Below are 26,978 nucleotides of genomic sequence, written 5' to 3'. Positions count from 1 at the left end.
CAAGATTAGGTTGTGCCTTCCTGGATTGCCGGTTTGCCAGCTTCCAGCAACGCTTGATTCCGTCCGAGAAAGAGCGATAGGAGCAAAATCAGCAGTCCCGTCGCGATGAGCAGCCATTCGATCGCAATCGCATCGGCAATGGGCCCGAAGATCAGCATCCCGATCGGCATCATCGACGTGGAGATCATGCTGAATACGCCAAAGATTCTTCCCATATAGCTTTCGTCGACCTTTTCCTGAATCATCGTCATCGTAGGGGTATTAAAGGTTGGCATTGCGATCCCAAACAAGGTCATAAACGCCAGATAGATCCAAAAGACGGGGACGACGCCAAGCAAAAATGTACATAACCCCATCAATACCGTAGCCAAAGTCATCGTGTGCACTTTATTCTTAAAACCGCCCCACGCGGCAATCAATCCCCCTCCCGCCATCATTCCGATGGAAAAGGCGATTTCAATTGCGGTAAGCCGCCAGACCTCTTCGCCGTAAGTGCGGGTCACCTGAAGCGGGGTCAAAAACGCGGCCGGGGCCATCAGAATAAAAAAGACCGCCATAAAAGCAAAGAAGGATTTTAGATAGGCTTGTCGACGGATATAGGCCAGACCTTCTTTCAGGTCGTGAAAATAACCAGTTGATTGCGGACCTGAAGCTCGTTGATGGGTCGGAATCCGAAAATAAAGCAGCAGTGTCAAAATCGCGATCGCCGCCGTGACCACATCGATGAAGAAAATCGTTTCGATCGTCGCCACAGTGAGCAGCGCAGCGCTGACAATCGGGGACACGAACATAATGACTGCTTGAATGCTTCCGTTAATCCCGTTCACTTTCGTTAATTGGTCGGACGGTACGATTTGCGGCAAAATCGCCCCAACTGCCGGCGTCTGCACGCCCGAGCCAAGCGCCCGGATCGCAGCCATAACAAAGAGCAGCCAAGCTTCCTCATAGCCCATCAGGAATAGGAGCGCGAGGATCAGTGTAGCGAAGGCGATCATGCCATCCGACAGCATAATCAGCCATTTTCGGTTGTAGCGATCCGCCCAGACGCCCGCCACCGGGGATAACAGGAACGTTGGGATAAACCCGCAGATGATATATAACGTCATCATGATCCCCGATTTCGTATTTAGCGTAATGTACCACATGATCGCGTACTGCACCAGCGAGGAGCCAAACAGCGAAATCGTTTGACTGCTCAGGAACAGGATGATGTTCCTTTTCCACTGCTCCTTTGATGTCGCTTGATTTGACCTGTCTACGTTATTCACGGACATCCCCTCTCGATTTGGAAAATTACAGCATAATTATACTGTAAACGAATCCAAACAACCAAATCAATGGAAAGAATAATTTTAAAAAAAGAACCCCGTATCCCGGGGTTACATCCATGCGTCAGCAGGAACGAGAACAAGAACATTCGCTTCAGCGGAAACTGGATTCTGGCGAACGCATATGCGGTCGGGATGCAGATGAGGATCGATAACGCCGTTACAATCGCCGCGATCAAGAACGACAACGAAATCGAGGAGACGATATCGTCCTTGGCTAATACGAAGTTCCACATTTGAACCCCCAAGTCGCCGGCAAGACGTCCGGATAGTTCCACTTCTCGCTAAACGCCAGCACCAGCAGGTTCAAGAGCGGACCGGCAAAAAATATCGCAAACACGGTGAGCAGCGAGCAGCACAAACTCAATGATTCGCCTTACCCTACTTTTTTCCAATACCATCCCATTCAGGTCACTCCCTTCCTTCCGTTGATTGACGTTTGACAACATGACTTTCGTATTCCACCAGCTTAGGCAAATCCGCTTCACCGCGGATCAGCTTGTCCAACAGCTCCACCGCATCCCTCCCGATGCCGGCGGTATCCACGCTGACCGTGGACAGCGACGGCGAATACATGCGGCCAAGCTCGACATCGTCGTACCCCAAGACGGCAACCTCCTGAGGGATCTGAACGCCTCGGTCCAGCAACAGCTTCATCGCGCCCAGCACCAGCATGTCGTTTGTCGTAAACAGCGCAGGATATCTTTGATTCCGAAAGTCCGGGAAGTACGTCTCATCTTTTTCATCCTTATTCATTTTCAGCAATCTGTATGTGTGCCGATGAACCTTCACCTGCCCGATTGCTTCTTACCGGCCTTGCAGCATGATTCGGTATGCAGGGTATTGATGGATGGCGATGCCGCCAAATCCTGCATGCTTCGCATAATAAGCGTTGATGGCCTGAATTTGCTGGTTCATGTAAACTAAGCCTTTGTTATAGTACGTAATCTCGTTTGGAATCGTAGATCCGTTTGGCGGACTGGTTTCTGCACCGATATAGACCTTCTTACCCAAGCTTGCAGCATAATCGGCTTCCGCCAAGGATGCGCGAATTTGCCGATCAGCTGTGTCGCGGTAGGCCATGATGGAAACAGTGTCCACGATATCCAATACGAAATAACTTAACGGCTTCCGTTGTCCGCCCGTCTCCACTATCACCGGATTTTCTCCCGTAGCATACCAGCAAGGAATCGCCGCGTTAAACTCCAGTGGATCGCCGCTGGCGCGAATTTCTGCCGCGATTTTCTTCAAGACCTGCAGGTATTGATAATTGATGGATCCTCGCTTCGTTTGGTATTCCGGCAACGTGTGCGGCTCGATATCAAATTGAATGCCGTCAAAGGTGCTGGCCGGGTGGGAAGCATTAAACGACAGCACCTGCCGAAGCTCTGCGAGTGCATCGCGATGTCGGCCTTCCAAGGCCCACTCTGCTCTTCCGACCAGCGCAAAGACGCGAATTCCCTCCGCATGTGCCCGATAGATCAGTTCCGTATAGGTTGCCGGCTGATCCGGCAGCGTTCTGCTTGTTCCGATAAACAGCAGGTTGATGTCCTGCTCCTTCAGAAACTCCAACAAAGACGTGATCTTTTGCGAATTGGAAGCCGCATCATAAAAATCCCATGCCCAAATCGCTTTGGTTGGCCGCGCCTCTGCTTGGGCCGGAGACGAAACTCCAAAAACCCCCGTCAAACAGACTGCCAACAACAGCAGGATTGCCTTGTTCTTCACTCGGTCCTCTACACTCCATTCCTTCTCTGATTTCCCTGCGATGCGATAAACAATTGGCCGTACTCCTTACAGGGCGATTCGATTCAGAATGAGATTATCATAAAAAGGATGAGCGCAAATGATCTGTTCGGCCTATTGTAGAGGGATTCAAGCCCTGATTATTCGACATTATTCGGCGTGAACCCAAATTTCAAGCAAGCTGTTCCAGGTATTGATCTCGTTGCCTTGACCCACATATCGGATGTATTTGGCCGGGGTCGGAGTAAACTCAAACGTCTCCAGTTCCGACTGTTTCTTGCTGGCCATCCCGGTTAGAACAGATTCGAAATGAACACCATCCACGGAAACCTCCAGATCAAAATAGTTCGAGCGGGTGTGTCCGTTATAAAACCACAGGCTTACCCCATCCACGATCGTGACCTCTTCCAGCTCCACCTGCAAAAACTGTCCTTTCCCATCTGCAGACCAACGGGTGTCCGGATCACGGTCCAGCGTGTTGCTGGGCACATTGCCGTCATCTGCGCTGGCCGTTACTTTGGCGATGGCGGCTAAAGGTCCCGCAGGCTCGGGTATCGGCTCCAGCACCTCAAAGGTCTGGCGCGCTTCGACGACCACGCCTTGTAGCTGGCAGCTGGCAATGATGTCTGCGACACCGGGCCGTTCGGCATAAAATGTATTTCCTTCGATATAACCCACCTGTTCGTCACTAACCCGGTACGTCACCGGGATATTTAACTCGGAGGTGTTTAAGACTTCCCCGTTATCGAGCGTCAGGAAAGATTGAAGACGTCCGCTCTTGCCTGCGCTGATCGCATAACCGGCAGAACGCCAGCCCGGTACGCTTTTGTCCGGGGCAATCGTAATATTCTCCGGCAGCACAGGCGTCTTCGCCACACTAAACTTCACCCGCACCGTTTGCGTCTTTCCGCGCCGGGTAATCGTAATAACGCCGGTTCCGCTTGTCCCTTTCGGTTGGACGATCTTGACACGGGCATCCTTCGACGTTGCCTTTGCCGAAAGGATTGGGGTTTCTGTGGTACCATATGGCAGTACATAATCATATTGCGTCCGCAAAAACTGCACGCCCGGCACAGCTTCCCCGTTGACAAGGATCGACTGCAATCCCAGTTCCCGGTGATCCAACCGTTGCTTGGTTTGATCCTTGTACAAGCTTTGCGGGAACAGCCGCTCCCCTTGCCCGACGCCTTCGACCCAATCAAACGGCGAGGTATCCGCATCCGGAATCGAACCGATGATATCCACTTTCACCCCGTTCACTTTCCCGTGGGTGCCGATAATATACCCGTTGCCAAACTGCTCCGATTCGATGATGATCCCCGGTTTACTTGAATGGGCGGCAATCCCTTTCGTGTTCCAAAATACGCTTTCGGTTGTTACCACACCGTGGCGGTTCGTCGCAGACGATCCGTAATCCCTCGTGATCGCGGAAATCGCGTCCCCGTTCACCGTGAAATTGTCAATCAAATTGGCCATACTCAAATACATGTGGAAGTCAGTGAGGTACAATGAGTTCTCGGAATACGAATCCAGCAGCACGTTACCATTCGCCGAGAAATTAGCATAGGTGAAGCTATGTCTCGCCCCGACGGCACGACAGTTCATAATCAGGTTATCGTTACCGATGAATTGGTATAGATACCCGTTCCCGTTGGCTCCCCGGTATTGCGGATACTGCATGGTAACCTTGTCGACAGTGACATTTTTGGTCCGATCCAAAATGATGCCTTTAGATAAAATGTGGTAGTTCGCATTCCCCGGCGGCTTGTACGTGCCAACATTGCGGATCCAGCTGTTTGCGGCAGCGATGACGTTGATCGCTTTGGCATTATCGGCTTCGTACCCTGCCGTTCCTTCCACCTTGAAGTCATCTTCGCCGAGCCCCGGCTTCGAGTTCTCGACGTTCGCGATGGAGAAGTCCTCCAGGCCCACCTCCATGATTTGATGCCTCCGTTTTGGTAATCGTAATATCATCACGAAGCTTTAGAGGATACCGGGTTGGGATATCCAGGGTCAAAGTTTTGGCCTTCGAATCAACAGCTACGATCTGCCGATAAAATATCGGCTCCACCTTACCTAAACGGGAAGCCCATTTATTCTGCATCCCATGCTCCTTCAGGAAGCCTTCCGTCGTCTCAAAGGTAATGACAACGAAATCATCCACTTGGAAGCCATCCGTGCTCTCTACGGGCAGCAACACCGTAGGTTCGGATACTGTTTTGCGCAGCTTGCTCAAAGTGCTGGTCCGTTTCCAATCCCCGCCGCCGACTCGGATGATGTCCTTTTGCTTCATATTTTCCTGCGCATTGTAAATGTGCGTTTGAAGCTGCCCGTCTCCCTTGAGCACCACCCCGCTGGAGTTGATATTTAGAGCAAAATCCTTCCCTTCCTGCGGAGTCACACGATACGTTCCTTTGGGAAGGTAGACAACGCCTCCTCCGCGCGCCGCCGCATCATCAATCGCTTGTTGAATGGCGCGTGTGGAGTCCGTGCGCCCAGTAGGGTCCGCGCGGTATGGGGATTTCGTCACGTTAATGCCCCGGTGCTTGTTCACGGAAGGAATCGGTACCTCACCTCTCCGGTAGCCTGCATAGGAGAAATCATGCAGGAACTGACCCTCACTCGTCCGGTATCCCGGATACCACCCCTTGGGATAAAGCAAGCTTCTCCCATCGCGGCCAAGGGACGGACCTTGATGGGCTGCCGGATTCGCTTCGTCGGCTGACGCTGGAATAGCTCCTCCCCCGGTTACTGTGAGTCCGGCGACAACGTTCAGGGCGAGCAGTATGGCCGACCATCTTTTGCGCATCACATCATCTTCCTCCTTTGTTTATGGGATTCACCCACCATTGTAGTGGGAGGAAGCCTGTTTATCGATGCTCAAAAACGCCACTCGCGTTGCGTTTTTTCCAAATCCCTCCATTCACTTCGCAGACAATGCCGTGTTATACCGATCGAGGGACTGCTGTTGGATTTGAATCGCCCGGTCGATCCCCATGGCATGAATTTGCTCCACGTACCCTTCGAACGCATCCAGCGGCTCCATCCCATAGATGATCTTAAGCGACATCTCATCCACGAAGCGGTTCACGTCTTGCATAATGACCGAAAACTCCGTGCTCTCCTCCTCGGTTTTCGGCAGAACCGGCAAGTTGTGGAGCGCGGCATCCGTATCGGACCATAGGCGGGTAGCCTCCTGTTGCTCCGGCAGCGAGTAATACTGCTCCATATACCGTACATCCTGCACGAACGGACCAAAATAACTAGCACGGGTATACATCGCCAGCGCTTGTGAAGGAGCCCACTGGTTGGGATTGTTTAAAATGAGGTCGGTATAGGCCGGATACCCGTCCTTCATTTCGTAGCTGACCCCTTCCATTCCGAAGTTAAACAGCAGATGACCTTCCGGGCTGTAACCGTAATCCAGCATCCGGGCCGACTCCTCCACATGCTGATTGCTTGTTGAGATCGCAACACTGCCGCTGACACCCACCACCGGAGCGAGCTGACCAAATTTCGGACGATCACCCTTCTTCAGTACCGGATATGGCGCCGGCGCCAGTTCGACCTTCGGGTCCTGGGCTCTCATCACCGGCAGCCAGGTCCCGATTCCCGCTCCGGCGTTCCAGATGCTGGCGCCGCTACGTCCGAGAATCATGCTCGTATCTTGGGTTTCCGAGTCCACTGCAGCAAGGTTGGGATCGATAAGCCCTTGCTGATACCAGTCGCGGAACAAAGCGAGAAACGCCTTGTACTCCGGCTCGATGGCGCCAAATTTGACCTTCCCCTGCTCTTGATAGAAATCCTTCTTAATCCCAAAGGCGCCAACGAATCCTCCGCCTTCGATGCCAAACAGCGGATTCGGTACGCCAAGAAAGGTTAGCGGAGCCTCAGCCCCCTTGCGTTCCTTGAACGCCTTCAGCACATCATGCCATTCCGCGATTGTCTCCGGAATTTCTAGCCCAAGATCATCTAGCCAATCCTTGCGAATGATGGGACCCTGGTAAGTACGAAGCCGCTGATCCCCTTGAATAAATGGGAAGGCGTAGTAACTTCCGCTTGCGGTACGAACCTGGAGATCGATCTCGGGATGCGCTTGGAGATATTTTTTCAAATGAGGGGTATATTGGTCGAAGATTTCATTCAGCCTTAGAATATACCCGTCGTTGATCGCCTTCTCCGGACCGCCCGGATAATTGATCCATTCATACTCGATCAGATCCGGCAGCTCGCCGGAAGCGAGCAGGACGCTAATCGCCTCCTTCCCTTGATTGGCGGGAGGCTGTATGAAATCGAGCTGGACCCCGGTTCTCCGTTGCCATTCTTGGAAGAAAGGAACCTCACTGAACTTGGATTTAATGCTGGCTGCATTTCCGTTGAGCTCAGCCCAGTAAGTGAGCGTCAACCGTTGATCCTGCGCATGATTTCCGCCCGGTTGTACCTCCTGCGGATTCGCTGCCGAAGCGGCGGATGACCCGCGGAAGGGTCCCGCACTGGAATCACAAGAGCTCAGCAGGACAAATAACGCCAGAATCAACACCGTCGCGAGCCCCCGGTTTGTAAGAGTCCGAACCTTTTTTCGATTTCCACTCATACCGTAACCTCCTTCCCATTCATGCCGCTGATCTCTTTATATCTGCCAGGCGTGATGCCTTCGTACTTCTTAAATACCCGAATAAACGTAGCTGCATCGTTATATCCCACCACTTTAGACAGCTCGCTGATCGATTCCGATTGCGTCCGCATGAGCTCCTTCGCCTTCTCAATTCGGCATCGGTGAATGCTGTCCAGCAGGCCTTCTCCCGTCTGATTCTTGTAAAGCTTGGAGAGGTAACTGCCTTTCATGCCAAAATGATCGCCAATCGCATTCACATTTAAGTTGGCGTCGTTGTAACGTGCCGCGATATACGCCGTCACTTTCTCGATCAGGCTGCGAAGCGAGTCCTCTCGTTCTCTCAACAGATGGCTTGCACGTTTGTCGGCGGCAAATGCGCAGACCTCATGCAACAAGCCTTGCAGAGCGCTTTGCATTTCCTGTACCGTATCGCAGGCCAGCACCTCGTCGATCCACAGCGGATAATCGGCCAGCCGGCAATCATCCTCATGTCCGCCTAGTTCATGGATGACCTTGATCATCGTACTTACCAAATTAAACATGAGGCATTTGGCCACGTTAAGCGACATCACCGGCTTCTCCAAATTCCGCTTCATGATCTCATTCATGTAACGGCCGGCTTGCTCGGCATCGCCGGCTTTGATGAAGTTAATCAACTGCTGCTCGGTTTGCAGCGGATAATCATACCCGTACATGCCATTTGCCGTCTCACGATGGATCTCGCCGTAAGCAATAATTCCTTTCTTCCCCAATACCATCTTGTATTCCATCGCATCCACCGCTTCTTGATACGCCTCATGAATACCAATCCATGATGGATGCCGGCCACTGAACGAAATGGTCAGCTCCATCTCGTAACGCTCCAAGAACCGCTGGGCTTCCGCCGCAATCTCTCTCAAATCCTCGCTCCACGTCTTGGAATCCGCCTGCAAATTCACCAGGCAAACGATCATCTCGTCAACCTCCGCAACGTACCCTACATGTCCTCGAGCGGCAACCAACTCCTCGACCACATTGGAGATGATCAGCTGGATCAACTTACTCCGTTCGCTTAATCCCACGCCGGGCAGCTTGTCATAGAGTTGGTCTTCATTTTCGATCACGAATAAAATGACGGCAAAATCCCGTGAATACAGCGGCATCTGAAAGGAGCGGAACGATTCTTCATACGGCACCAGCGGATCGGTTTTCCCTTTCAGCAGCCGATAAATCAAATTCGAGCGAAGCACCTGCTGATGCTTCTGAAGTTGCTGGGCAATCTCATTCTTCTCGCTCCGGGCCCGCTGGATCATGTTCTGGATAAACCGCAGCTCATTAGGCTCTCCAGGCATGGCTTGAGTCGATTTGTCCGACAACGATTCCACCAGCTGTTGGATCGGAGAATAGTTGCGACGCATGAAAAACCACGTCAGCACGCCGGCGCCAAGCAGGCTGACCAGAATGCTGATATACGTAAAATTGCGGACGTTCACGGCTTTTTCCCAATACAACCCGCTCGGGATGATCAACGCATATTTGAGATCGGATACCGCGGAATCCATATAGAACAGCTCCGATTCCCCGACCTTCGCCCGATCCAGCCTTACGCGGTTGCCATCCATAAAGGGAAGCAGCTCATCGGCAGGGTCCCGATTGGTCATCAGCACCTCGTCATTCTGATTTAGGATCAGCAGCAGACCATCACTGAAGCCGGAGATCCCCTCAAGGGCCTGTTGGAACCGGCTCGTATCCGTCATCACCACGACCGTACCTGTCTCTTGCCCGTTCAGATCAGCTGGCAGCTGCGTGACATAAGCGATGGAGGATTCCGCGTGCCCCGCATTGAGGTAAGGGAGCACAACAAAGTGTTTTGTATCCGCTTCCAAAACTAGGCGTTTCCAAGTCTCTAAACTGATGGCCCCGGTCTCGTGAATGGTATGAAAGGCGGTGGGGATATCCCGGATATTCCCCGCCCGGAGAACCGCATCCCCTTTTTTCCAAACGACGTAAAATTCATCGATCGTGGCGTACGACGTCTTGAACAGACGAAACTCCTTGACGAGCTGGTAAGCGGTGTAAGGTGCTTCGGCGTCAGACTGACTTGAATACATCAAGGTCTGCAGGTTCGGACTCCAAGTCATCTCCATAATGAGCCGCTTCATCAAATCGATTTGCGTATCGATCGTATAGCGCATTTGCTTCAGCAACGAATCGTTCGCCCGGTGAATTTCGCTCTTTAACGCTGTATTGGCCTGAGCGTAAATGATGAGGCTGAACAGAATCGGCACAAACAACACTGCACTGTACGAAACGAGCCAGGTTACGATCACGCTTTCCCGTTTCCGCCACAAAGATTGAATGTTCAACATCCGTTCCTCCCCCGTATCCTTCTGATTTGTAGATAAGCAGGTTAGTGGGTTAATCGGTTCGTCGGTTTTGTTGGTTTGTCGGTGCATCAGATCAAGACCTAATTATAACGTGTTTCCCCGGCCCAAGCCTATAGATAAAAAGTTCAATTCGATTGACAATTCCCGCTTGCGAGCAGTCCTGCGACCTAACAAAACGCAAATAGCCCGAGGGACTAGGTGGTCCTTCGGGCTAAATTTCGAGATAAAGTTTTTTTAGAAAATACGCCGCTTCCATCCTTGGAGCTTCGCCAACGCCTCAACGAAGTAATAATCCCCGTAGATCAGCGAAACGTTCACGTTCTGATTAGCTGGCTTGTGGCCCGTACCTTGAAGCAGGATGGCCTCATGCTTCGGATCGTCCCAAGTGGCATAATTCGTAGCGAGTGAGCTTAAGATTCGCTCGGCGGCAGAGCGGTACGGTCGGCCAATCGGTTCATCCAGTTGGTCGGCAAGCTCAAGCAACCCGGAGGCAGCGATCGCTCCGGCCGAGGTGTCACGGGGAATCTCGTCGTCCCCAGCTTCCAGTATGGCCCGGAAATCCCACGGCGGGACGCTGTCCTCAGGCAAGCTAGCGATAAAGAAATTTGCCACCCGCTGGGCTGCACTTAAGTACACCGCGTCGTTGGTATGACGGTACGTATTCGTCAGGCCGTAAAGCGCCCAGGCGTTCCCCCGGCTCCAGGCCGAGTCGGGACCCGGCCTTGTCCGCCTAACGCCCCCACGCGTTCGCCCGTTTCGGGGTCAAACACCACGATGTGATGGGTGGACCCGTCCGCCCGCACGAATTGCTTCACAACCATATCCGCATGAGCCTTGGCGATATGCGCAAACCGTGGGTCGCCGCTTTCCTCGGAAGCCCAGAAGAGCAGCGAGATATTCATCATCGTATCGATGATCGACCAGCCGGTTTGCTTGCTGCCGTTCCAAGCCCGGTGGTAGCTGCCCTTCGGGTTGAAGCGGCCGGCCAGGAAGTTTGCCGCAAACAAGCCTCGCCGCAAGGCGTCTTTGTCGCCGGTCAGCTTATACTTAAAGACCGCCGTCGGCAAAAAATGAAAACCTACATCATGATCAAAAGCATTCTCCTGCTGGAACAACGCAAACAACCGTTCATCCCAAGACCAGGCTGCCTCCCGCCATCCTTCTTCACCCGTCATGTCGTACATCAGCCATAGGATCCCCGGCCAGAATCCGGAGGTCCACCAGTCCAGCTTCGTATCGTCATAAATTCTGTTTTGTCCTGCAACATGCGGAGCCTTAGATCCCAAGGAATCCCGCATCAGCGACACCTTGGACTCCAACCGCGGCCAGATCTCCTGGCTGATCGTTTTTAAGGTCGTTGTCATGCTTCTCCTCCTCTACCTTTACTCGTGGGACTTCCCCCTCATCCATTACCCCTTCAACGATCCGACCATAACACCTTTCACGAAATAACGCTGTAAAAACGGATATATGCACATGATCGGAAACGTCGCCACAATGATCGTCGCATATTTGATCGTCTCCCCGATCTGGAACCGGTCTCCGGCGGAGGCGCCGATCGACATACTGTCCGTCGAGTTCGAGATCAGGATTTCGCGGAGCACGAGCTGTAAGGGGAACAACTCCCGGCTTCGGATGAACACCGAGGCATAGAACCACCCGTTCCATTTGTCCACCGCATAATACAAGATCATCACGGCAATCACGGGCATGGAGAGCGGGATGATAATTCGGAACAGGATCGTAAAGTGATTCGCCCCATCGATCTTCGCCGACTCCTCCAAGCTGTCCGGGATGCCCATAAATGACGTCCGCATGATGATCAGATTAAACGTGCTGACTGCAAACGGGATGATCGTGGACCATAACGAATCCAATAGACCTACGCCCTTGACGATCAGGTACATCGGAATCAAGCCGCCGCCAAAAAACATCGTAAACACGATGATGAACATAAAGACCTTGTTCCACATCACGTTTTTGCGGGACAATACGTAAGCGCCCAGGGCAGTCATGAAAATATTCACGGTCACTCCAAACACGACGATAAACAACGTATTACGAAACCCGATTCCGATCCCCGGGTTGGCGAGCACGGCCCGATAGGCTTCCAGGCTGAAACCCACCGGCTTCCAAAGCAGTCCTTTATAAGCCAACAGGCGCGCCGGATCACTAAGGGAGGCTAACAGAACATAGACCAACGGATACAAGGTCGCGATCACGAGCAAAATCAGCAGGGTATAATTCACCACATTAAATAATCGATCCATCCAACCGCTTTCCGTCTTCATCGCTTCCACCTCACCATAAGCTGTTTTCATTCACTTTGCGGCTGATGTAGTTCGCGGAGATGAGCAGCGCGAGATTGATCACCGAGTTAAATAATCCCACGGCCGAGCTATAGCTCCAGCCGAATTCCAGCAACCCTTTGCGGTACACAAAGGTGGAAATAACATCCGCCGTTTCGTAGGTGATCGGATTGTAGAGCAAAATGATTTTTTCAAAACCAACGTTCAGCAAGTTCCCAATCCGCAAAATAAACATGATGGTGATGACAGGTACCAGGCCGGGTAGGGTGATATAGAACATTTGCTTCAGCCGGCTGGCCCCGTCAATTCGAGCGGCTTCGTATTGCTCGAGATCGATGCTCATCAACGCGGCAATATAGATGATCGATTCCCAGCCGATGCGTTGCCAGATTTCCGACAACACGTAGATCGGCCGGAACAGCTCCGGCTTCTGCAGCATCGCTTGACCATCGTACCCAAGCAGCATAAACAGCCGGTTAATTAGGCCGTCCGCATTCGTAAAGTCCGTAATGATGCCGCAGATCACAACTAAGGAGATAAAATACGGCATATACGTAATGGTCTGCACGACCCGTTTGAAGCGGCGGCGGCGCACTTCATTGATCAGCAAAGCCAGGATGATCGGCGCGGGGAACTCAAAGATCAGCGTATATAAGCTGATGAGTACGGTATTTTTGAGAACTCGCAAGAAATAGTAGCTCCCGAAGAACTCTTCGAAATGCTTGAGACCAACCCAGTCGCTCCCCAAGATCCCCTTAACCGGGGAAAAATCCTTAAAAGCGATGATTGCGCCATACATCGGACCGTAATGAAAAATCACGTAGTAGGCGATAACGGGAATCATCATGAGATACAAATATTTGTTTAACCGAAAGTCCCGGATCAACCGGCGTTTGAAGGAAACGGGTTTATTCATGCGCTTTAGGGGTTCACCTCATTTCAAATCGGGAGGGCCTATACGCCCTCCCGTATGCTCCTTATCGATTGTTGTAACGCTCCAGCGCTGCAGTTTGAATCTCGATGGCGCGGTCCAGGCGAAGCGACTTCATTTTTTCTACATAGCTTTCAAATTGGTCCACGGATTCTTCCCCTAAAATGATCTTGATCGTCATCTCATCCACCAGCGTGTTGATGTCGTTCATAATCGTGGCATATTCCGAGCTTTCCTCCGGCGTTGGCGTAATCGGCGGCAATTGGTATTTCGCGACATCGGTGTTCTTCCAAATTTCGATCGCATCCCGCTGGGTTTGCAGGGCGAAGAATTGCTCCGCATACCGTTTGTCTTGTACGAACGGTCCGTTGTAGCTGCCGCGGGCATATAACGAAATCGCTTGCGCCGGCGCGAGTTTATCTGGATTTTTCATGAGCAAGTCGGTGTATTTCGGATATCCGTCCACCAACTCGTAGCTGACGCCTTCTTCCCCAAAGTTGAAGAACATATGGCCTTCCTCACTGTACCCGTAATCCAGCATCCGTACTGCCAACTCCGGATCCTTGGCGGCCGTTGTAATCGCGACCGTGCCTTCAGAGGAGTACGGTTGGTTCCGCTGCCCGAATTTGGGCTTCTCGCCCTTGTTCAGCACCGGATAAGGAGCTGCCACAAGCACTGCTTTCGGATCGTTCGCCTCGATCAACGGCTGCCATTTTCCCATCCCGCCGCCAGCGTTGCCGATCGTGGCACCCGTTGCTCCGGAAGCAAGGTTGCTGTCGAGCGCTTTACCATCGACCGTCGCGATATTTTTATCGAGCAGCCCTTCTTTATACCAAGATTGGAACAATCTTAAATACTCCTTGAATCCGGGTTCCGCAGGACCAAACTTGATCTTCCCGTCTTCTTGGTAAAACCCTTGAGTCACCCCATATGCACCCAGGAACGCTCCGTTGTAGGATTCATTAAAGAAGCGCGGCTTGCTGACCAGCGAGAGCGGAGCGGCAGCTCCCTTTTTCTCCTTAAACGCACGGAGCGTGGTCGTCCATTCGTCGATTGTTTCCGGCACCGGCAGTCCAAGTTCATCTAGCCAGTCCTTGCGGATCATCGGCCCCTGGAAGACCTGCAGATACTCATCGCCCCGGATAAACGGAAAGACGTAGTAACTGCCGCTGTCGGTTTTCACCATCTTATCGATATCTGGATGCTCCTCTAAATACTTCTTCAGATTGGGCGCGTACTTGTCGACCAGATCGTTCAGACGCAAAATATACCCGTCACTGATCGCTTTCTCCGGGCCGCCGGGAAAACTCATGAAGTTGTATTCGATCATATCCGGCAGATCGCCTGATGCCAGCATGACGTTCAGCGCCTCGCGGGCTTGACCTGCCGGCGGTGCCGTAAATTCGAGCGGAACCCCGGTTTTTTCCTGCCACTTCTGAAAGAATGGAACATCGTTATGGGAATTCACAATCCCGATCAGGTTCCCGGTCAAATCCCCCCAATACGTTAGCTTCTTATCGGTTTGGATTGGATAAGTCGCCCCCGTTTCGGTGACCGAGGTGTTGCCGCCAGCATCTGTTCCCCCTTCATTGGATTTTGCGCTGTTTGTCTGCCCCCCGTTTGAGCATGCCAGCAGCATGGTGCTAAGCAAGCCGATGGCTAGGCCGGTTGAGACCCAGCGGGCTAAGGATTTTGTCTTCATATACCTTCCCCTCCATGAATTGTGATGGGAGTTAACCCATCCTCAGCATACGAACAATCCACAGGGCGGCCTATGGGCAAAACCTCCAATGGCATGTTGATTTCGTTTGGGGCAGATTGATGATTTATGAAATGCGGTTGATGATCTATGTAAAAAAGCCCACCGAACGCTTAGGTTCAGTGAGCTTCTACCTTAATTTTGTTCCCCACAATATTTCTTAACAAAGTTCTCTAACACGCGATCCAAATTCACTCGGCGGTAACCAAAATCATCTGTTGAGCTTGGGATGTCTGATCACTGCCCAAGGCTTGAACTACGATACGGTCATGCATACTGCGACTGCCAAAGTCCCACGTGAATAACCAACCGTCGCTTCCGTCAAGATCATAACCGATGAGTTCCCGTTCTCCCGACGTTTCCGTCCCTGTTGGAACGACCCAAAACAATACGGTTTCGACGTTTAAGGCTTTTTTCTCCCTCTTTAAAGACTTGAACCGCTATTGAGCATTCGAGAACTTGCGAGATGTATTCAAGCAGCAAAAGGCTAACCGCGAACGGCTAGCCTTTAGTGTTGTTATATGGTCATCCCTTATGACAGGACTGTAAAATATCATCCATCAGCTTCATCACCTTGCGAACTTCCTGATTCTTCACGATCGGCTCAGCGCCTTCGCGTACGACTTCATAGAAGTTCTGATAGAACGGTACGAAATCTGCTTTAGGTTCAGGGAAAGCCAATTTCTCCGTAGCTTCCTCCGAAGGAGGCGCCATCGTCTTGGTGAGTCCCACGCCCGCTTGGATTGGGGTTGGAGCCGCCACATCCTCACGGCCGGTAGCCGCGATGATTTCGCCGGACAAATCCCAGTCGTTAATCTTCGCAGTCCCTTCAAGGCCTTTCACGTACCAGCGCGGAAGCTTGGTATAGTTGGTGGTGCCGACTTCGACCAGCGCCTTCACGCCATTTTCAAAAGTAATGTAGCACATGAATCCGTCATCGACTTCATCACCTAAGATATAGCTCAAATCGGAAAATACACTTTGCACAGGGCTATCGACCAGCCACAGCAGTTGGTCCAGCAGATGGACGCCCCAGTCCAGGAGCATGCCGCCGCCATGCTTTTTCAAATGACGCCAATCGCCTGGAATGCCGTTCGCCCCCTGAACGCGGGATTCGATTTGAAAAATCTCCCCAATCGTCCGGTTCTGATACAACTGGCGGATGATAAGGAAGTCCGGGTCCCATCGCCGATTTTGGTGAACCATAAAGACCTTGCCCGTCTCTTCAGCCACCGCCAAAATGTCATCCAGCTCTTCGGTATTCATCGCCACCGGCTTTTCGCAAACGACATGTTTGCCGGCCCGCATCGAGCGAATCGCAATTTCCTTGTGGGAATCATTAGGGGTCGCGATTAAGACCGCTTCGATGTTGTTATCGGCTAATACTTCCTCCAGGCTGCCATAGATATGCAGGCCTTTGCCCTTGGAGATTTGCTGTCTTTCTCCGGAAATATCATAGGTTCCCACGACATGAAAGCGAGAGCTTTCTGCCGGAATGAGGTTGTGGGCATGGTAAGAGCCCATCCCGCCATAGCCGATGACGGCAAAGTTGATCTTCGACATCTTGCTTGCTCCTTTACGCCCACCACATGGCAGAAGGCTGCTCATGGATCATGATGGATTTCAAGTTAGTAATGGCACGAGTGAGGCCTTCATCCACCGACATGATCGGATCTTCATGCTCGATGCTGAGCACATAATCATATCCATATACGCGCAATGCGGAGATGATATCCGACCATACCTTCAGGTCATGGCCGCAGCCTACCGAACGGAACGTCCAGGCACGCGTCTTCACATTGCCGTAAGGCTGCATATCCGTTAACCCGTACATATTAATGTTATCCTGATCCAGATACGTATCCTTCGCATGGAAGTGGTGGATCGCACCAGCCTCCCCAAGGATCTTAACCGCAGCAACCGGATCAATTCCTTGCCACCACAAATGGCTTGGATCCAGGTTACAGCCGATCGCTTTACCGGTTGCTTCACGCAATTTCAACATGGTGTATGGCGTATGAGCCAGGAAGCCGCCATGGAGTTCGATCCCGATTTTCACGCCGGCCGCTTCCGCTTCCTTGTTGATCTCCTTCCAATACGGGATCAGCTTCTGCTCCCATTGGTAATTGTAGTTGTCATCGTATTCCGTTGGCCAAGGCAAGACCGGCCAGTTCACTTGGGTATCCCCCGGTTTCCCGCCCGATACGCCGGAGAATCCGTTGACGACCGGAACGTTCAGCAAGCTGGCCAGTTTAATCGTTTTGCGCAGCAAGGTGTCCGCCTCGGCAGCCACTTCTGGGATCGGGGAGATCGGATTGTTGTGGCAGCTAAGCGCAGAAATTTCGAGGCCTTTGTCCGCTAATTTGGCGAGATATTCTTTTCTCGCATCGCTGCTGGCCAGCAATTGATCAATATCCAAATGAGCGTTGCCCGGATAACCGCCGGTCCCGATTTCAACCGTCTGCAATCCTTTCTTGGCCACTTCCTCAATCATCTCTTCAAAGCTTAAATGATTAAACAATGGTGTAAATACACCCAGTTTCATCGCTCTTCACTCCTAATGGTTTACCTTATTTTTCACGTGCTTCATAGTGGCCGTAAACGGGATACAGATTTTGGGTTGGAGCGCACCAGCGGATCCCGTTCTTAATGACCTTCTGCACTTTCTCGTTATAATAGCTCGGATACGTTTCATGGCCAGGTTGGAAATAGAAGATCTTCCCGTTCCCCCGCCGGAACGTACAACCGCTGCGGAACACTTCGCCTCCAGGGAACCAGCTGACAAAGATCAGCTCGTCCGGTGCCGGAATATCAAAATGCTCCCCGTACATCTCTTCCTTCTCCAACTCGATAAAATCGCCGATACCTTCGGCAATCGGGTGGCTCGGGTTCACGTTCCAAATGCGGCTATGCTTCCCGTCTTCCCGCCATTTCAGGTCGCAAGAGGTTCCCATGAGTCTCTTGAAAATTTTGGAGAAATGTGCCGAATGCAGCACAACCAGCCCCATACCTTCCAGCACCCGCTTATGCACGCGTTCCACGATTTCATCCTGAACTTCATCATGGGCCATATGCCCCCACCAGATCAGGACATCCGTATCCTCTAATACTTCTTCCGTCAAGCCATGCTCTGGTTCGTCCAACGTTGCCGTCTTCACTTTGAATTGGTCCTCACGGAGAAACTTTGCAATTTGCCCGTGAATCCCTTCCGGATATACTTCTTGAACGACTTTATTGGTCTTCTCATGCCGATATTCGTTCCATACGGTGACTTGAATCATGGATATCGCTCCTTGATCTTATAGGTATACCGGCTCGCCGGTCTTCGAGGATTTGTAAATCGCCTCTAGAATTTCCGTAACCACCAAGGCTTCTTCCGGTTTCACGACAGGCTCGGTATCATTTAGGATCGCCTGAATCCAGGATTGGGCTTCAAGCACCTCCGGTCTTTCGCCTGCACCGTCGTAGAAAGCAACGCCGCCGGTTTGCAGCTCGATCTTCTTCTCATACAGCAGGCTGTGGTCTTCCCCGTTGATGGTCAGGCCATTGTTCATATCGGCGCCTGCTTTGGTTCCGCACAGCGTCGTTTTTGCTTCCTTTACGTCCAGGCTGTTTAACGCCCAGCTGGATTCCAGGAAGATGGTGGCCCCGTTTTCCATCACGACAAAACCAAATGCGGAGTCTTCTACAGTGAATTTTTCCGGATCCCAAGGTCCCCATGCATTCGCTGCATTTTTCGTTTGGGACAATTTATGATACGTTTTCCCCACCACGTACTTCGGCTTGTAGTTGTTCATCATCCAGAGCGTCAGGTCAAGCGCGTGGGTACCGATGTCGATCAATGGACCTCCGCCTTGCGCTTCCTCATCCAGGAATACGCCCCAAGTTGGTACCGCGCGGCGACGAATCGCATGAGCTTTAGCAAAATAAATTTCACCCAAACCGCCCTCTTCACAAACTTGGTGCAAATATCTCGAATCCGTCCGGAACCGGTTCTGATAACCGATCGTTAATTTCTTGCCGGTCCGCTTGGACGCTTCGACCATGCTTCTCGCTTCTTCAGCCGTCTTCGCCATCGGTTTCTCGCACATCACATGACAGCCCGCTTCCATCGCTGCAATCGAAATGACCGCATGCGAGGAGTTTGGCGTACATACATGAACGACATCCAAATCGGTATTCGCTAACATCGTTTCATAGTTATCAAAAACCTGCGCATCCGCAGTACCAAATTTCTTCTTCGCTTCCTCCGCACGTTCCACGACAATATCGCAGAAGGCTACCATTTCTACTTCTTTCACCTCGGAAAGAGCCGGCATATGCTTGCCGTTTGCAATCCCACCGCATCCGATAATACCAACTTTTAGTTTCATCTTATCCCTCCTGAAAGCGTTTCTATTGTCGAATTCATTATAGCCAAATTTATAACTGCTTTCTTCCCAATTTCCTCGCATGATACTCCCGAATATTGCCCTCCGGTTCAAAAAACAAACAAGGGCTTCTACCGAGAATAAACTCGTAAAAGCCCTTGATCTTTAAGACTCTATTAGATTTTTGCGATACTGCAGCGGCGATTGTCCAACCTCATCTTTAAACACATGATGGAACGTTTTGACGCTGGCGAAGCCGGCTTTATCGGCGACTTCCGCCATAGGGATATTTTCGTTGGCCAAAATAAACTTTGCTTGATTGATCCGATACTCCGTCAGGAACTGCATGAACGTCTGCCCCGTATTCGCCTTAAAGAATCGAGTGAAATAGTACGGACTAAAGCCCACGAATTTCGCCACGTCTTCTAGGGTAATCACTTCCCGATAACGATTTTCCACATATTCAAAGACTTGATTCAGCAAATCCAAGGTTTCTTTGTGCTGAATCGTGGATCGCTTGCTGGGCAAGTTCGAAGTTTGGCGTCTTGGCAAATGCAAATAAAACTCGCCGATTAATTGGTACAGATATCCGAGGGTCAAATAATTCATGCCCATCGGTTTTGTCTGTTCGACTTCATATAAATGAATTAACAGCTCCGTCGCCTTCTGGGCTAACCCCTGCGGCCAGTTGCGGCTAAGCGGCTCGCCGGTTTCAAAGAGATTTAATAAGGAGTCCTCTGAAATGCGCAGGGTTCTCTCATCAAACAGTTTCAGATTAAACTGATAGACATACCGTTCACTCTCTGGCGAAGCCAAGAAATAATGAGCCTCCCCGCTAGGGAAAAAGAAGATCTCCCCTTCCTCCAACTGGACGATCTCTTCCCGAACGCCGATGTTCACCTTGCCTTTGCGGGAATAGATGATTTCAATTTCTTTATGCCAATGCGGATAGACAATCGTCATTCCGTCATTTAGGAACGTTCGAAACAAAATGGAATCCTGAAACTCCGGGATTTCCAAGTACTCGCTCATAACCCTGATGACTCCCTGTACGTTGGATTTTGTCCTGTTCAGTATGATTATAAGGGGCTTAACTCATCCGGACAACCCGAGAGCGGCATCTACCTTTACTTTTTACACTTATGGTTAGGGAAGTCCATGAAAAACCCACCTTCCGCTTCTAGCTTAAGGTGGGTTGCTATAATTCCTTCTATTCTGAATGGACCTCATCAACCATCACCCGAAGCCGCTGACAATCGATCGCTGTAGCTTCTAGCGGCGGATAGTTCTGAAACTCCTCTTGCTCCACAATTAACCAAGGGATTTCGTTCTCCTTGGCGAAATGGACGAATTCCTTCATCGGCAGGACACCGGAACCAATTTCCGTGCTTTCCCGAGGAGAATCCTGCATATCTTTCATATGAAAAAGACCAATCCGATCCTTATGCATCTCTAACCATGAGAACGCGTCCAAACCGGCATCCGCCAGCCAGTATAGATCTACTTCCAGGTCGATTTGTTCCGTACGTTGCACCATTTCATCCAGAATGTCCACGCCGGGGATCTCCGTGAGTTCATTGGCATGATTATGGTAGTAAAATTCGAAGCCTTCCTCTGCCGCCTTTTTTGCGACCTCCTCCATTTCCTCAATGAAGGCGTGCCAAGCTTCTAAGGTCTGGAAGCTGGCATAGGGGATCACAATCCGAGAATTTCCAATTTCCTTCTCGAAGGCCAACGTCCCCTCGAAATCTCGTTCCAAAGCCTCAAAAGAAAGATGCGAAGCCGCGACCTGCAATCCCAGTTCCTCTAAGTAACCTTTGACTTCAGCAGCACTTTTCCCATGATAACCGGCAAATTCAACGCCGTCATAACCGCTTTCTTTTACTTTTTTGAGCGCTCCATAAAAGTCCGCTTTACATGCATCCTGAATACTCCATAATTGCAAGGCAATTTGGGGTTTCATCGAACCTCCTCCTTTCACGAGTCCATTATAGCGAAATCACCTCCCACATTCTTCCCGCTTTCTTCCGAAAAGCTCCTGAATAATGCGCTTTCATAACCGACATGATAAAAGGCCACAACAAGAAATCCTTGTTGCAGCCGAATATCATGAACTTCCTTATATTAATTTTGTTGGAATAATTGGGGATACAAAGCTTGTACGCCGCCAGCAAAGTCACGTTGCACGTTACGGCTAAATTCATCGGCGACAATTTCGTAGTTGTCTGCTTCAACACCGTCGATGGCAATCTTCGCAATATCCGCAGGACTTGCTTTTGGTGCTTTTACATTTGCAGTCCGATCGACCAAATCCTGAATGGAGGTTCGCTCAAATCCTTTCTCCCAGAACAATTCCATCGCTTGCTGCAGTGCGGTCTCCTGATCAAATTCCCTTGGTCGCTCCATTCTAAGCTCCTCCTTTCTTCTTCATCATACAAGTTTGAGAATGATTAATAAAGAATGATCGATTAATGAATACTATTGTTCCGACGACCGTCAAAAACAAAAAAACTTCCATCTTTATTGCAGACGAAGTTCTAAGGTGTTTAGGTCAATTTTGAATTTTCCTTCCATTAATATATCAAGTCCTAGTAATCCATTAATGTGCTCGTATGGAAACGACATAAAGTCAATGAATGCATTCTCTATTTTAAGTTCAGCTATCTGAATGGAGTCTACTTTCTTAACATAAGAATGCTCTTTTCCACCAATTCCATAGCTGGTATATATCTCATCCCCAGCCTGCACTCGAATGCCTAAATCATCAACAGCATCCTGTGAAATTAATGTGTGACTCGCTCCCGTGTCAATCACGATATTATCAATCGTCTTTGAGCGGCCTTCATAAGAAAGTAAAATTGTCGTAAAGAGCAATCCATCTCGATATTCAAATTTCATTTTATCTTGCTCCTTAACCCAATACTTTTTCTAATCCTTACAATAATCTTGTCATTGGATGTATGATAAACCAAAGTATTGTCCTTGCTATTTAGTAGTTCATAAGTAGCATCTTCGTCACGAACAGGTCCAATTACAGCTACTTCAGAAACAACTTCTTTATCGTCAATTTTATTGAATTGGAGAACTTCGAATTTAACAAATTGATTTGGATAAATGGCTCTAACTTCATCCCATTTCATAAGTTAATTCCTCCAATAATTTTTCTTAATTGAGCGTTTTGCAGTAATCTGAGGCCTTGAGCCGTAAGGATTTTCGGACATAAAAAAGGGACTTCACCCCAACTTGGAGAAGTTTTCAAGTGACCAAACCCAAAAACCTCAAGGATGGAGGAAGTCACTTTGTATATTCTCCAAGAATGTCTGTTTTCCTTCGAAGAACTTTTAAAAATTCAACCCAAGGAGAGATTGCCGATCTTCTTCAGCTCTCTCGATCTGAGACCGTATGCCAAGGAACTGAGAAGCCGTTCACCCCGAGGCGCTGAGGGATACTGCAGACAAGGTATTCTACGAGCACTCTTGGCTGCGCCGCTTGAAGGAATAAGTACCTTTTCAGGGTTGCATAAGCGTTTGGATACGGATCTCCGGTTTCGTTATCAGTGTGGTCTTCCGCTGGATCGAGAAGCTCCTTCCATATCCACATTAAGCCGAGTTTTCTCAGAACTGACGAGAAAGGACTTGGCAAAACGGCTTTTTGAGGATTTGGTCACACGCTGTCAGCAGGAAGGTATCATAGAAGGCAGTAACGTCGCCATAGACAGCGCCGCTCTCCGCGCTTACGAGAAAAAGCAGCCCAAACGCAAAAGCGAGCAAACGGGTAATGCGAACTGGGGCGCAAAAATTGATTCCTTCGGCAATAAAATCACATGGTTTGGTTACAAAATTCATCTGGCGGTCGATACGAAAAGTGAATTGCCGATCGCCTTGGAAGTAACGCCGGCGCATGTCAATGATGGAGAAATGGCGCCGGGCCTGATCGAGAAAACAGCGTCCAGGACGAGCACACGATTTTTCATACTCGATGCGGGCTACGACCAAATGAAAGTTTATGAGGCCGCCCGCAACGTCAAGGCACAAGCCATCATTCCCCTTAATCTTCGGGGGGAGAAGGAACCGCCTGCTGGCATGACCTCGAACGGAACACCGTGCTGTTCCATGGGTTATGCGATGACATACTGGGGAGTTGACGGCGATATGCATAAATTTCGCTGCCCGCATGCCACGGGTAAAGTCGACTGTCCGCTTGGCATGGCTGCCTGCTCGTCTTCAAACTATGGAATGGTCGTCAAAGTAAATGCGAAGGATGATCTCCGGCGATACAGCATCCCTCATCGGGATACAAAGCGTTGGAAGGAACTTTACAATGAACGAACCAGCGTAGAACGCTGCAACTCCCGATTGAAAACCTATTTGACGGCAGACGCCGCACATGTCCGGGGCATTCAGAAAGTCACAACTCACCAGTATTTGAATGCCATTGTTCTGCTTGCATCTGCGCTCGCCGTTTCTCATCATTCAAAACGGGCTGCCGCTTAAAAAACGAGCTGTTCTAAAATTCTGCAAGTCTGCCCTTTTCTTCATCCATATAATACCATTTTCGAAAATTACCCCTTAACGACAGTGAATATGCTATCGCTTCTTCTCTGAAACGGAATTATGCAAAACACTCAAATTAGATATGAACCATTTCTAAACCATTTTCATTTTGTAATACTGCTTGCTCACCTTCTGCATACATAATATTCCAGCCCTTTTGCTTAAACGTATTGATCTGTTCCTCTGAGATAAAATCAGAGTTCATTGCAAAAGCAAACAAATGAGTTGGTCTGCTCATCGCTACATACAAAAGATTTCTTTCAACCCATTTATCCTCATATTTAACCCCGGGTTCGACAGTATCCACCTAAAAGTAGGCACCCATTCGGGTGCTGTGGATAACAAGAATGCTGATTTGACGCTGGTTTTCAGACTTCTCCACAGGCACTAAATCGTTCGAAATCGCGAAAAACTGTAGGCACTAAATTTCTGTGGATAAGTCGACTTTTTCGTTGTATTTCTTGTAGTATACATTGTATCATGTAGCTATGTACATACGACAAATTTCTCGTAAAAACAAAAATGGGACAATTACCCGTTATGTCCAACTCGCCCACAATGAGCGCAATCCGGTTACCGGCACGCCGCAAGCCAAGGTGCTGTACCACTTTGGCCGCGCTGATGAGTTAGACTTCGAAGGTCTGAAGCGACTCGCGGCCAGCATTCACCGCTTTATCGGTGAGCCGCTTCCTTCCGGCTCCGAGCAAACCCGGTCTGCCTCCGTTACGATGTTGACTTCGAAAGCCATTGGCGGTACGTGGCTGCTTGATCAGCTCTGGAAGAAGCTTGGTATTGGAGAGGCAATAACCAGTCGGTTGACAGATCGGGAATTCCGCATGCCGGTAGAGCGTGCGATCTTTGCGATGGTGGCCAATCGCGTATTGGATCCCGGTAGCAAACTGGCGGTCGAGGACTGGGTCGATCGAGAAGTCGTGATCCCCGATCTGTCGACATTCGAGGTCCAGCATGGCTACCGGGCAATGGATTTCCTGCTGGAGTCGGATGAAGCGATTCAGCGTGAAGTATTTCACACCGTTGCGGATTTGCTGAATCTCGAAGTCGACTTGCTCTTCTTCGATACCACCTCCACGTACTTTGAAACGGAAGAATCGGAAGAGAACGACTTTCGGAAAACCGGATACTCCAAAGACCATCGCCCCGACTTGCCGCAAGTCGTCATTGGCTTCGCCGTTACCCGCGACGGCATTCCGATCCGTTGCTGGGTCTGGCCGGGCAACACGTCGGACATGACCGTGATCCCGGAAGTCAAGAAAGACTTGACCGGTTGGAAGTTAGGACGCGTCATTACGGTCGTCGACCGCGGCTTCTGTTCCGAAGACAACTTGCGCGTGCTTCAGCAAACCGGCGGACATTACATCGCGGGGGAAAAGATGACGTCGGGGAAACCGGCGGTCGAAGCGGCTCTTGCCCATCCCGGACGCTTCAAGACGATTTGCGACAATCTGGAAGTCAAGGAGGTCGTGATCGGCGACGGTGAAGCTCGGACACGTTATGTGCTGGTCCGTAATCCGGAAGAAGCCAAGCGGGATGCAGCCAAGCGTGAAGAACATCTGGAGCGATTGCGTGCAGAATTGAACCGGCTGAAAGAGCTCGATGGCGAAGCGCATACGAAGGCGCATTGCCGATTGCACAGCCACCCGACTTTCAGGCGGTATCTGAAAATCGACAAACGCGGCAATTTGCGCATTGACCTGAATGCCGTCAAAGCGATGGAACGTCTGGATGGCAAGTACTTGCTGCGAACATCGGATGACACGCTGTCTACGAAGACGTTGCACTCGGCTACAAGCAGCTTCTGAAGGTGGAAGCAGCCTTTCGAACGCTGAAGCAATCTCTGGAGTTGCGTCCTGTTTATCACCGCAAGGAGGAGCGGATTCGGGCTCATGTCCTGTTATGCTGGCTCGGACTCATGCTCATCCGAATCATCGAGAACCAGACCGGCAAAACATGGCGCGAAGTGCGCTCGTCTATGCAGACGATGCATTTGATCGAATACCGACTCGACGCCGGAAAGCTGTGCCAACGAACCGAATTGACGGACGAACATCGAGCAATTGTTTCTGCCCTGAAAATTGAAGAACCCCGGAAAATATGGGATATTTCGCTGATTTGATATCCGAAATCCGTAGGCACCACACGCAATTATCCACAATCGCTGTTTCCCTTGTCCTGACTGGGCTTACGGCGGTTAGTGCATCTACAGACTGTCGAATCCGGGTACCCGACTTGACTACAAACAAGGATGCAACATATAGAGGAATTAATCCGTCAAAAGGTAGTGCAAACATTCAAATAAGACATGGGGGATGAGGATATGGGGAAACGCAATTTGCTTGCCATTGCAATAATATCAATTGTTTCAATTTTTTTAGCTTCCTGTGGAAATTTACCGTTGTCAAAAACGCCTAATACCAATTCTTCGCCTCAAGGTGCAATTAACTCAAATGAGGAAAAATTTATGATAAAGAAAGAGGATATTTCTAGTGTGACTATTTCCACTGGTGTGAACGACCCGGTTAGTGGAGTGATCGATGCGGAGACGGACATATATAATCTTGTAAGCCTCTTGAATAACTCAACTCATCTTACCGGAAATGCTACAGCGGATTACTATCGTTTAGTTAAACTTAACATGAAGGACGGATCCGTAAAAGCGCTTGAGTTCGGTGGGAATGGTCAGTTTTTTAAGGTTCTCGATTCAGGGGTGTTTTTCAAACTTGAACCTCCAGAAAATCACAAGAAATTGAACAAACTGATTGACCGGGTCGAGAAGGAATATCAACTAAAACACTAATGTTTCAATGAAAATGTGGTGTCGAAAATGAACGCAAGATAATTTTTGAAGGGGGAGATCTTATCTCCTCCTAATTTGTGTCGTTGTTCCTCTTCCTCTGGAAACGTAATTCCAGAAAAGACCTACTATTTTACATAAAACCATTTCCTTTCAGAGCCATTCGAGCCTAGTAACAAAATCCCATAA

General features: G+C 50.2%; 24 protein-coding genes and 2 pseudogenes. 3 read left to right on the top strand and 23 right to left on the bottom strand.

The features are described from left to right. Positions 1–5: 5 nt before the first annotated feature. The 22 genes and pseudogenes from ACL02P_RS05765 to ACL02P_RS05660 form a co-directional block, all read right to left on the bottom strand. A complete protein-coding gene (locus ACL02P_RS05765; RefSeq protein WP_339299031.1) occupies positions 6–1,268 on the bottom strand; it encodes an MFS transporter in 1,263 nt (420 codons plus the stop codon). Continuing rightward, a complete protein-coding gene (locus tag ACL02P_RS05760; protein ID WP_412836938.1) occupies positions 1,265–1,564 on the bottom strand; it encodes a hypothetical protein in 300 nt (99 codons plus the stop codon). The genes ACL02P_RS05765 and ACL02P_RS05760 overlap by 4 nt, the downstream gene beginning before the upstream one ends. Further along, a complete protein-coding gene (locus ACL02P_RS05755) occupies positions 1,546–1,695 on the bottom strand; it encodes a hypothetical protein (protein WP_412836937.1) in 150 nt (49 codons plus the stop codon). The genes ACL02P_RS05760 and ACL02P_RS05755 overlap by 19 nt, the downstream gene beginning before the upstream one ends. 44 nt (positions 1,696–1,739) lie before the next feature. Next, positions 1,740–2,084, bottom strand: coding sequence for a substrate-binding domain-containing protein (locus tag ACL02P_RS05750; RefSeq protein ID WP_412836936.1), 345 nt, complete (start codon positions 2,082–2,084; stop codon positions 1,740–1,742). Positions 2,085–2,135: 51 nt separating this feature from the next. After that, positions 2,136–3,056, bottom strand: coding sequence for a hypothetical protein (locus ACL02P_RS05745; protein WP_412836935.1), 921 nt, complete (start codon positions 3,054–3,056; stop codon positions 2,136–2,138). A 168-nt stretch (positions 3,057–3,224) separates the two neighbouring features. Then, a complete protein-coding gene (locus ACL02P_RS05740; RefSeq protein WP_412836934.1) occupies positions 3,225–5,012 on the bottom strand; it encodes a discoidin domain-containing protein in 1,788 nt (595 codons plus the stop codon). Further along, positions 4,942–5,883 carry a glycosyl hydrolase family 28-related protein gene (locus tag ACL02P_RS05735; protein ID WP_412836933.1) on the bottom strand — a complete coding sequence of 314 codons (942 nt, stop codon included), beginning with the start codon at positions 5,881–5,883 and terminating at the stop codon, positions 4,942–4,944. Before ACL02P_RS05735 ends, ACL02P_RS05740 begins: the two co-directional genes overlap by 71 nt. A gap of 114 nt (positions 5,884–5,997) precedes the next feature. Continuing rightward, complete coding sequence (locus ACL02P_RS05730; RefSeq protein ID WP_412836932.1) at positions 5,998–7,668, bottom strand: ABC transporter substrate-binding protein; 1,671 nt, start codon at positions 7,666–7,668, stop codon at positions 5,998–6,000. Further along, complete coding sequence (locus ACL02P_RS05725) at positions 7,665–10,037, bottom strand: helix-turn-helix domain-containing protein (protein WP_260071573.1); 2,373 nt, start codon at positions 10,035–10,037, stop codon at positions 7,665–7,667. The genes ACL02P_RS05730 and ACL02P_RS05725 overlap by 4 nt, the downstream gene beginning before the upstream one ends. A 252-nt stretch (positions 10,038–10,289) precedes the next feature. Further along, positions 10,290–11,419: pseudogene (locus ACL02P_RS05720) on the bottom strand (glycoside hydrolase family 88 protein). Between the two features lie 45 nt (positions 11,420–11,464). Beyond that, positions 11,465–12,346 carry a carbohydrate ABC transporter permease gene (locus ACL02P_RS05715; RefSeq protein WP_036646363.1) on the bottom strand — a complete coding sequence of 294 codons (882 nt, stop codon included), beginning with the start codon at positions 12,344–12,346 and terminating at the stop codon, positions 11,465–11,467. Positions 12,347–12,356: 10 nt separating this feature from the next. Continuing rightward, on the bottom strand, positions 12,357–13,280 hold the full coding sequence (locus ACL02P_RS05710; protein WP_009226554.1) for an ABC transporter permease: 924 nt from the start codon (positions 13,278–13,280) through the stop codon (positions 12,357–12,359). Positions 13,281–13,341: 61 nt separating this feature from the next. Next, positions 13,342–14,997 carry an ABC transporter substrate-binding protein gene (locus tag ACL02P_RS05705; RefSeq protein ID WP_412836931.1) on the bottom strand — a complete coding sequence of 552 codons (1,656 nt, stop codon included), beginning with the start codon at positions 14,995–14,997 and terminating at the stop codon, positions 13,342–13,344. Between the two features lie 582 nt (positions 14,998–15,579). After that, positions 15,580–16,617 (bottom strand): Gfo/Idh/MocA family protein, encoded by a 1,038-nt coding sequence (locus tag ACL02P_RS05700; RefSeq protein ID WP_009226552.1) that lies wholly within the window; start codon positions 16,615–16,617, stop codon positions 15,580–15,582. Between the two features lie 13 nt (positions 16,618–16,630). Then, entirely contained in the window at positions 16,631–17,599 is a 969-nt protein-coding gene (locus ACL02P_RS05695) for a sugar phosphate isomerase/epimerase family protein (protein WP_085170310.1), read from the bottom strand. Between the two features lie 25 nt (positions 17,600–17,624). Continuing rightward, positions 17,625–18,335, bottom strand: coding sequence for a ThuA domain-containing protein (locus ACL02P_RS05690; protein WP_009226550.1), 711 nt, complete (start codon positions 18,333–18,335; stop codon positions 17,625–17,627). A gap of 18 nt (positions 18,336–18,353) precedes the next feature. Beyond that, positions 18,354–19,427: a Gfo/Idh/MocA family protein gene (locus tag ACL02P_RS05685; RefSeq protein ID WP_009226549.1), complete on the bottom strand. Its 1,074-nt coding sequence runs from the start codon at positions 19,425–19,427 to the stop codon at positions 18,354–18,356. A 162-nt stretch (positions 19,428–19,589) separates the two neighbouring features. Beyond that, on the bottom strand, positions 19,590–20,456 hold the full coding sequence (locus ACL02P_RS05680; protein WP_009226548.1) for an AraC family transcriptional regulator: 867 nt from the start codon (positions 20,454–20,456) through the stop codon (positions 19,590–19,592). 178 nt (positions 20,457–20,634) lie between these two features. Continuing rightward, on the bottom strand, positions 20,635–21,387 hold the full coding sequence (locus tag ACL02P_RS05675) for a sugar phosphate isomerase/epimerase family protein (protein ID WP_412836930.1): 753 nt from the start codon (positions 21,385–21,387) through the stop codon (positions 20,635–20,637). A gap of 161 nt (positions 21,388–21,548) precedes the next feature. Beyond that, entirely contained in the window at positions 21,549–21,830 is a 282-nt protein-coding gene (locus ACL02P_RS05670; RefSeq protein ID WP_412836929.1) for a hypothetical protein, read from the bottom strand. Between the two features lie 114 nt (positions 21,831–21,944). After that, positions 21,945–22,322, bottom strand: a complete 378-nt coding sequence (locus ACL02P_RS05665; protein WP_127576059.1) for a retropepsin-like aspartic protease — start codon at positions 22,320–22,322, stop codon at positions 21,945–21,947. Continuing rightward, the gene (locus tag ACL02P_RS05660; RefSeq protein ID WP_127576060.1) at positions 22,319–22,564 is read right to left on the bottom strand and encodes a hypothetical protein; all 246 of its coding nucleotides are present in this window, start codon (positions 22,562–22,564) and stop codon (positions 22,319–22,321) included. Before ACL02P_RS05660 ends, ACL02P_RS05665 begins: the two co-directional genes overlap by 4 nt. 159 nt (positions 22,565–22,723) lie before the next feature. Between ACL02P_RS05660 and ACL02P_RS05655 the strand changes: the two genes are divergently transcribed. Then, a complete protein-coding gene (locus ACL02P_RS05655; RefSeq protein ID WP_016311143.1) occupies positions 22,724–23,917 on the top strand; it encodes a transposase in 1,194 nt (397 codons plus the stop codon). A 136-nt stretch (positions 23,918–24,053) separates the two neighbouring features. Here the strand turns inward: ACL02P_RS05655 and ACL02P_RS05650 are convergent, their stop codons facing one another. After that, positions 24,054–24,284 carry a hypothetical protein gene (locus tag ACL02P_RS05650; protein WP_009227133.1) on the bottom strand — a complete coding sequence of 77 codons (231 nt, stop codon included), beginning with the start codon at positions 24,282–24,284 and terminating at the stop codon, positions 24,054–24,056. Between the two features lie 181 nt (positions 24,285–24,465). On the opposite strand from ACL02P_RS05650, the pseudogene ACL02P_RS05645 reads away from it, so the two are divergent. Together ACL02P_RS05645 and ACL02P_RS05640 are read left to right on the top strand one after the other, a co-directional pair. Beyond that, positions 24,466–26,111: pseudogene (locus ACL02P_RS05645) on the top strand (IS1634 family transposase). Between the two features lie 201 nt (positions 26,112–26,312). Next, on the top strand, positions 26,313–26,792 hold the full coding sequence (locus ACL02P_RS05640; RefSeq protein ID WP_157273566.1) for a hypothetical protein: 480 nt from the start codon (positions 26,313–26,315) through the stop codon (positions 26,790–26,792). Positions 26,793–26,978 lie beyond the last annotated feature (186 nt).

The organism is Paenibacillus sp. MB22_1 (assembly GCF_047200555.1).
Classification (GTDB): domain Bacteria; phylum Bacillota; class Bacilli; order Paenibacillales; family Paenibacillaceae; genus Fontibacillus; species Fontibacillus phoenicis.
The sequence above is the reverse complement of the archived record's forward strand: the minus strand, read 5'-3'. Positions and strand labels throughout refer to the sequence as shown.

What these genes read in the sequence shown, in the direction of transcription:
- ACL02P_RS05760 (WP_412836938.1), bottom strand. Translation starts at nt 1,564, where the DNA reads ATGTGGAACTTCGTATTAGCCAAGGACGATATCGTCTCCTCGATTTCG.
- ACL02P_RS05750 (WP_412836936.1), bottom strand. Translation starts at nt 2,084, where the DNA reads ATGAATAAGGATGAAAAAGATGAGACGTACTTCCCGGACTTTCGGAAT.
- ACL02P_RS05740 (WP_412836934.1), bottom strand. Translation starts at nt 5,012, where the DNA reads ATGGAGGTGGGCCTGGAGGACTTCTCCATCGCGAACGTCGAGAACTCG.
- ACL02P_RS05735 (WP_412836933.1), bottom strand. Translation starts at nt 5,883, where the DNA reads ATGCGCAAAAGATGGTCGGCCATACTGCTCGCCCTGAACGTTGTCGCC.
- ACL02P_RS05730 (WP_412836932.1), bottom strand. Translation starts at nt 7,668, where the DNA reads ATGAGTGGAAATCGAAAAAAGGTTCGGACTCTTACAAACCGGGGGCTC.
- ACL02P_RS05725 (WP_260071573.1), bottom strand. Translation starts at nt 10,037, where the DNA reads ATGTTGAACATTCAATCTTTGTGGCGGAAACGGGAAAGCGTGATCGTA.
- ACL02P_RS05715 (WP_036646363.1), bottom strand. Translation starts at nt 12,346, where the DNA reads ATGAAGACGGAAAGCGGTTGGATGGATCGATTATTTAATGTGGTGAAT.
- ACL02P_RS05710 (WP_009226554.1), bottom strand. Translation starts at nt 13,280, where the DNA reads ATGAATAAACCCGTTTCCTTCAAACGCCGGTTGATCCGGGACTTTCGG.
- ACL02P_RS05705 (WP_412836931.1), bottom strand. Translation starts at nt 14,997, where the DNA reads ATGAAGACAAAATCCTTAGCCCGCTGGGTCTCAACCGGCCTAGCCATC.
- ACL02P_RS05700 (WP_009226552.1), bottom strand. Translation starts at nt 16,617, where the DNA reads ATGTCGAAGATCAACTTTGCCGTCATCGGCTATGGCGGGATGGGCTCT.
- ACL02P_RS05695 (WP_085170310.1), bottom strand. Translation starts at nt 17,599, where the DNA reads ATGAAACTGGGTGTATTTACACCATTGTTTAATCATTTAAGCTTTGAA.
- ACL02P_RS05690 (WP_009226550.1), bottom strand. Translation starts at nt 18,335, where the DNA reads ATGATTCAAGTCACCGTATGGAACGAATATCGGCATGAGAAGACCAAT.
- ACL02P_RS05685 (WP_009226549.1), bottom strand. Translation starts at nt 19,427, where the DNA reads ATGAAACTAAAAGTTGGTATTATCGGATGCGGTGGGATTGCAAACGGC.
- ACL02P_RS05680 (WP_009226548.1), bottom strand. Translation starts at nt 20,456, where the DNA reads ATGAGCGAGTACTTGGAAATCCCGGAGTTTCAGGATTCCATTTTGTTT.
- ACL02P_RS05675 (WP_412836930.1), bottom strand. Translation starts at nt 21,387, where the DNA reads ATGAAACCCCAAATTGCCTTGCAATTATGGAGTATTCAGGATGCATGT.
- ACL02P_RS05670 (WP_412836929.1), bottom strand. Translation starts at nt 21,830, where the DNA reads ATGGAGCGACCAAGGGAATTTGATCAGGAGACCGCACTGCAGCAAGCG.
- ACL02P_RS05665 (WP_127576059.1), bottom strand. Translation starts at nt 22,322, where the DNA reads ATGAAATTTGAATATCGAGATGGATTGCTCTTTACGACAATTTTACTT.
- ACL02P_RS05660 (WP_127576060.1), bottom strand. Translation starts at nt 22,564, where the DNA reads ATGAAATGGGATGAAGTTAGAGCCATTTATCCAAATCAATTTGTTAAA.
- ACL02P_RS05640 (WP_157273566.1), top strand. Translation starts at nt 26,313, where the DNA reads ATGGGGAAACGCAATTTGCTTGCCATTGCAATAATATCAATTGTTTCA.